Source organism: Streptomyces bohaiensis, assembly GCF_012033785.1.
Taxonomy (GTDB): domain Bacteria; phylum Actinomycetota; class Actinomycetes; order Streptomycetales; family Streptomycetaceae; genus Streptomyces; species Streptomyces bohaiensis.
In genome coordinates, this window is sequence record NZ_JAAVJC010000270.1 from 1 (window position 1) to 6,309 (window position 6,309).

At 77.7% G+C, this 6,309-nt stretch carries 4 protein-coding genes; 2 read left to right on the forward strand and 2 right to left on the reverse strand.

Features of this window, described 5'->3' with window-relative positions:
* Nucleotides 1-321: 321 nt before the first annotated feature.
* Both HCN52_RS20550 and HCN52_RS20555 read left to right on the forward strand, forming a co-directional pair.
* Nucleotides 322-2,577, forward strand: a complete 2,256-nt coding sequence (locus HCN52_RS20550; protein ID WP_168089942.1) for a hypothetical protein — start codon at nucleotides 322-324, stop codon at nucleotides 2,575-2,577.
* Entirely contained in the window at nucleotides 2,567-3,991 is a 1,425-nt protein-coding gene (locus HCN52_RS20555; protein ID WP_168089943.1) for a hypothetical protein, read from the forward strand. The genes HCN52_RS20550 and HCN52_RS20555 overlap by 11 nt, the downstream gene beginning before the upstream one ends.
* A 51-nt stretch (nucleotides 3,992-4,042) precedes the next feature.
* Here HCN52_RS20555 and HCN52_RS20560 read toward each other — a convergent pair whose 3' ends face one another.
* Nucleotides 4,043-4,477 (reverse strand): hypothetical protein, encoded by a 435-nt coding sequence (locus HCN52_RS20560; RefSeq protein WP_168089944.1) that lies wholly within the window; start codon nucleotides 4,475-4,477, stop codon nucleotides 4,043-4,045.
* Nucleotides 4,478-4,661: 184 nt separating this feature from the next.
* Complete coding sequence (locus tag HCN52_RS20565; RefSeq protein WP_376767174.1) at nucleotides 4,662-5,972, reverse strand: class I SAM-dependent methyltransferase; 1,311 nt, start codon at nucleotides 5,970-5,972, stop codon at nucleotides 4,662-4,664.
* Nucleotides 5,973-6,309: the final 337 nt, after the last annotated feature.

Below are 6,309 nucleotides of genomic sequence, written 5' to 3' on the forward strand. Positions count from 1 at the left end.
CGCCCACCGCCCGCCGCGCGTCCGCCGCCCGCGCCCGGCCGACCCCGACCGGTCGCGACCCGCCCCGGCGGAGCCGCCCTGACCTGCGGTCGATCCGGTGTACCAGGCACGCAACAACTGCGTCACGGCCCGCCGGAGCGCGCGCGGGCGTGCGTACGATGCCGAGGCGGGCCGGGTCCCGACCATCCCGGCTCGACCGGCCGGGCAGGGGCCGCTGCCGACCGAGCGACGGAAGTGACCGACCGGCCGAGCGACCGACCCGCCCGCGCCGCGCCGGACCGACCGGCGCCGTCGAAGGGGCGCAGTCGAGGGGGAGGCCCGATGAGGGCGAGCGGAGCCGGGCCGAACGGGCCGATACGGAGCCGGCTGATCGGGGCGGTGACCGCCGCCGTGACCGTCCTGGCCCTGGCGGCCCCGGGCGCGACCGCCCACGCCGCGTCACCGACCGCGCTGGCGGCACAGGACGGCACCGGCCCGGCTGATCCCGTCCCGGCTGATCCCGTCCCGGCCGACCCCGGTCCGGCCGCGGCGCCGGAGGTCGACGGCGGAAGCGAGGCGCCCGCCGGGCAGTCCGCCTACCTCGCCGAACGCCTGGCCGAGGACAACGTCTACATCAGCGATGCGGTGCCCCGTTCCGTCCCCCGCTCCACCGCCCCGGACTACGCCGAACAGCTGGCGCGGCTCGACGTGCCCGCCTATCTCCTGGTGCTGCCGTACGGCGCGGTCAACGGGGGCGACAGCCGCACCATGCTGGCGCGCGTCCACGACCGGCTCGGCGAGGACGGCGTCTACCTGATGCTGAGCGGCGGCCGCCCCTACGCGGCCGCGTTCGGCACCGACCTCCCGGCGGACGCCGCCGCTGAGATCGCCTCGCAGGACCTGCCGCGCGACGCCGGCGCGCTGCGTGTCGTCACGGAGTTCGTCGACACCCTCCTGGCCGGCGACACCGAGAGCCGGCTGGCCGAGGTGCGCGCCCGCGACTACGAGGACCGGCCCGGCGACATGTTCATCTCCCACACCGACCGCCGGAACCAGGCGTTCCTCACCGGGCTCGCCCTCGCGGGGCTGCCGCTGCTGGTGCTGAGCGGCGCCGGGGCGGTCCGGCTCGCCCGCCGACGCGGCCGCCGGCCGTTCCTGGTCGGTGTGCCGCTCGCGGTGGTCGCCGGAGCGGTGGTGCCGCTGGTGGCGCCGCAGGTCTTCGACCAGACGGTCACCCGCGACCACGCCCTGCCGACCGACGAGGACCTCGGCCTGCGCGTGGACCGCCTCGCCGCGGCACTGGACGACGGCCCGCTGTACGTCGACCCCGAGCTGCCGATCCCGTTCACCCCCGAGGAACGGGCGGAGATCACCGACCGGCTCGCCGCGCTGCCGGAGCCCGCCTACGTCGTCACCGTCGCCCCCGACCGGGACGCCGAGGTCGGCTACCGGATCGACGATCTCGCGCACCTGCTGCGCCGCGAGACCGGCGAGGACGGCACGTACGTGCTGCTCGAACCCGGCCGCCAGGACGTCAACCTCGTCGGCTACGGCACCGCGCTGCCGCTCCGGGAGATCCGTGACGAGGTGCGGGCGGTCGGGGACGAGGCCCGCGACGCCGACCGGCGGCTCACCGACGCGGAGGTGCTGGGCGTGCTCCTCGACGAGCTGGAGACCGCGGTGCCCGACCCCGACCGCTGGGAGCACACCCTCGACCGGGACTGGTACGAGGAGCCGGACCTGGCGGCCGACCGCACGCTGGGCTCCCTCTACGACGAGGACTTCGGCGGCGGCATCGCCGCCGGGGTGATGGGTGCGATGCTGCTGGGCGGCGTCGCCCTCGGCACCGGCGCCGCCCTCGGCCACCGCCGCCACGGCGCTTCCGCCGCGACGACGTCCGCCCAGCGCGCCCGAGCCAAGGACCGGGCGCTGGAGGCCGAACTCCGCAAGCAGGTCCAGGCGCTGGCACCCTCCCGCCCCGCCGTCCGCCGGCTGCGGAACACCGCAGCCTCCGAGCTGCGCGCCCTGGTCGCCGCCTGCGCCGCCGCGGACCGCGACGGCACCCACGACCCCGCGGTCCGCGACCGTGCCGTCCACGCCCTGGACGCGGCTACCCTGCTTCTCGACAGCGACGGCTCGGGCCGCACCGACCCCGACACCCCGCCGGCCGAGGTACTGGCCGCGCTCGTGCTGCTGCGCGCCGGCAGCGCGGTGCTGGCGGAGCCGGCGGCGCTCTCCGCGAAGCTGTGCTCGGTCAACCCGCTGCACGGGCCGGCCACCACCGCCGAGACACTGTGGAGCATGCCGAACCGTCAGCCCGCCCGCCGGGCGCTCTGCGGGGCCTGCGGCTCCTACTTCGGGGACCGTGCCGCCGTCCGCCGGGCGCCGGTCGTCGCCGGGTTGACGCTCTGCCTGCCGCGGGAGCGCGACGCGAAGCCCGACCCCGAGGTCGCCGCCGCCGGCGCCGCCCACGGACCGTGGGGCAACCGCTGGATCCCCTACCACCTGCTCCCCGGCCCGCTGCGCCAGGACCGGCCGCGCGGCGTCGACGTGGAGCAGCTCATCACCGCCGCCCGGGAGGCCCGAGGTGTCCACTGACCGCGTCCGCCGCGCTTCGGCCCGGCGCCGGGCGACCGACCCCCGGCCGCTGCTGCGCGCCGCCGTCCGCGGGCTCGCCGCCGTGCTGCTGCTCGCGGCGGCCGCCGCCCCGGCCCTCGCCCAGCAGGACGGGGACGGCCGGAGCGCCGGCGAGCGCATCGCCGACGGCCTGCTCGAGTCGCCCGTCCACGTCGACCCGTTCTTCGAGCCGGCGCTGCCCGAGGACCGGCAGCGGGAGCTGGCGGCGGAGATCGAGGCGACCGGCCTGCCGTTGTACGTGGTGCTGGTGCCGGTGGTGCAGGGCGACGACTGGGACGGCTCCACCGAGACCATGCTGCAGGTGGTGCGCGACCGGATGGGCATGGCGGAGAACGAGCCGATGGTGGCCGTCACCAACAGCGAAGGCGGCGTGCGGCATCTGCGGGGGTACGAGTGGCCGTGGTCGCCGGAGAGCGAGGGCGAGGCCGCGGTGCGCGCCGTCAACCTCGACCGCTCCTCCTACAACGCCTCGCTGTCCACGCGCCTGTCCCGCATCGTGGAGCTGACCGAGGCGGGCGAGGGCCGCGCGGAGTACGAGCGCGTCCGTGCCGAGCTCACCGAGGGGGCGCCGGAGGAGTCCGAGCAGGAGGAGGGCGCCGCCGGCGGCGGGACCTCTCTCGGCGCGGTGGCGCTGGTCGTCGCGCCGGTCCTGGCGGTGACGGCGGGCGTGGCGGTCCTGGTGGCGCGGTCCCGGCGCGGGCAGCGGTACGAGGTGCCCGCCACGGTCTTCGAGGTGGCCCGCACCGCGGGCGAGGACGAGCTGCGCCGGCGCGCGCGGAGCGAGCTGGTGGAGTTCGGCGAGCGGCTGAGCGACCACGACCTGCCGCTGCCCGACGCGGGCGACGCGGCCGCCGACCCCGCGCGCCCCGGACGCCGGGGGCGGCGCACCATGCGGGTGCTGCGGCCGTCCGCCGACCCGGGCCAGGCACTGCACCACGCCCTCGACGCCTACGCGGCGGCGGGCACCGTGCTGGACGGCGCCCGGGACGTGCCCGACCTGGTCGGCGTGATCGCGCTGGTCGCGGAGGGCACGGCCGCGCTGGACGGGGCGTCGGCACCGGCACCGGGCGTGGAGCCGGGTCGGCTGTGCTTCTTCCAGCCGCTGCACGGACCGGCGGGACCGCGGGTGCGGTGGCGGCAGGTCGGCCGGACGACCGCGCTCAAGGTCCCCGCGTGCGAGCAGTGCGCGAGCGCGGTGCGGGCGCACCGTGCGCCCGAGGTGCTGACCGTGCGGCGCGACGGCAGGCAGGTGCCGTACTTCGACGAGCCCGCCGAGCGCAGCGTCTGGGCGGCCTCGGGGTACGGGGCCTTCGGCGGGGACACGTTGACCGAGCGCGTGCGCCGGGGAGATTTCACCCGGACGAGGGGGAGCTGAACACCGCCGTGGCCCCGCCCGCGTCCTCCGGCGGGGGCGGGGCGGGCGGAATCAGACGGTGACGCGCCCCCGCGGCCGGGCGTTCTCCCGGTCGCGCTGGTACGCGCGCCACCGCTCCACCCCGGCCTCTCCCTCCGGGACGGGACGGCCGTCGCCGGCCTCGACCGGGCGGCAGCCGAGGGCCGCGGCCAGTCGGTGGACGAAGGCCACCGCGTCGTCCCCGGTGCCGCGGACGTGCAGCAGGACGGCGGGAACGGGATCCGCGGCGCCGACGGCGAGCTCCATCGACCACTGCGGTCCGACCAGGGAGCCCCAGGTGGGGTCGGTGAGGTCGACCGCGGGGACAGCGGCGCGGATCGCCGCGCCCACCTCGGCGACGGACCCGAGCGCCGCTGCGCCGCGGGCGGGGGTGGCGCGGGCAGCGGGGGCCTCGCCGGGGGAGGCGGTGCCGTCGGTGGGCGGAGTCAGCAGAACGTCCCAGCTCATGCGGATCCTTACGTGACGGGGGCGGCGCCGGCCGCGCCCGGGCGGGGGGTCGCGTGCGGCGGACGGCGGCCCGTCGCATCGCCGGCACCATCGTTCCATCGTCCGGGGTGCCCGCCGACGAGGGGTCCGACGCCCCGTCCGCCCGTCCGCCCGGGCGCGGCGCGCGGCGTCCTGCGAGAACGCGTCAGTGCGTCGGCTGCTCGGCGGGGTGACCCAGCATCATCAGCGGCCCGGCCGCGGACCGGGTGAGGAAGAGGGTCGCGGTCGCGCGGTGGCGCCGCGGCTCGAGCCGGAGCTTGGCCCGCAGCTCCTCCGGGGTCATCGCGAAGCCGCGCTTCTTGATGGTGAGCGACCCGATGCCTCGTTCGCGCAGCAGCGCCTTGAGGCGCTTCAGCCCGAACGGCAGCACGTCGGTCAGCTCGTAGGCGGTCGCCCGGCGGGTCGCCACCAGGGTGTCGGCGGTGACGTAGGCGATGGCCGGGTCGAGCAGCCGGCCGCCGACCTCCGCCACCACGTCGGCGACGCCCCGGGCGCGGATGACCGCGCCGTCCGGTTCGTAGAGGTAGCGGCCGGCCTCCCCGGTCGGCGGCTCCGTCGTCGCGTCGGTGAGGAAGCTGTCGCCCGCGGGGAGCAGGGTGGCGCGGTAGCGGCCGGGCAGCCCCGTCCCGAACCAGAGCACCGCCTCCTTCACCGCGCCGCCGTCGGAGACCCACTCGGTCTCGGCGTCGGCGGGGAGGTCGGCGTGGTCGATGCCGGGCCCGGTCTTCAGCGCGGCGACGGGCAGGCGGCGCGCGGCCGCCACGGACCAGGAGAGCGCGGGGGAGTACGCCTCGGGGTCGAAGCGGCGGCTGCCGCCCGCGCGGCGGGCGGGGTCGACGAAGAGCGCGTCGCAGTCCGCGAGGTCGGTGGTGGTGACGTCGTCCTGCCGGACCTCGACCAGATCGCCCACGCCCAGCGCGTCGGCGTTCGCGCGCGCGGCGGCGCAGGCGAGCGGGGAGCGGTCGACGGCGAGCACCCGCAGGCCGGCGCGGGCCAGTTCCACGGCGTCGCCGCCGTTGCCGCAGCACAGGTCGGCGACGCGGCGGGCACCCAGCGCCGCCATGCGCCGCGCGCGGTGGCGGGCGACCTCGGCGCGGGTCGCCTGCTCGACGCCGTCCGCGGTGAAGAACATGCGGGCGGCGTCCTCGGGGGCGAACTTCGCGGCGGCCCGGCGCCGCAGCGCCGCCTGGGCGAGCGCGGCGGAGACCAGCTCGGCGGGATGGTCGCGCCGCAACCGGGTGACCAGCGCGATCTCGTCTTCCGGGCGGTGGCCGGCGGCGAGCCGGTCGAGCAGCGCGCGACCCGGGCCGGTCAGCAGCTCCCGGAACGCGGCCGTGGCGGGGTCGGCGTCGGGTGCGGCCTCGGGTGCCGGGTCGGAGCCGGGGCCGGGGTCCGCGTCGCGGTGGAGCCGGTCGGCGGGCTCGGGCGCTGGGTCGGGGGAATGCGATGAGGCCACACGGGTCATTGTCCCCGCCCGCTCGGAAACGCCTGCACGGGGCGGCCGGGTCGCGATGCCACGATCCGAAGTCATGAAAATGCGACAAGTACTACCAGATGGTGCACGTGCGGCCTCGGTACCCGCTTCCGCCGGGGCGGGTCGCGGGGTCCGGACCCATCGACGGTTCCTGCTGGGAGGTGTCGCACTCCTCGCGCTGGCCGGGGTCACCGCCGGGGCGGTCGGGCCGGGTGCGGCCGACGCCGCCCTCGCCCCATACGCACCGACCAACGCCCGCCGCTGACCCGGCGGCAACGTCGCCGACAACAACACCACCGGCACCCCCGCCTGCCCCAAC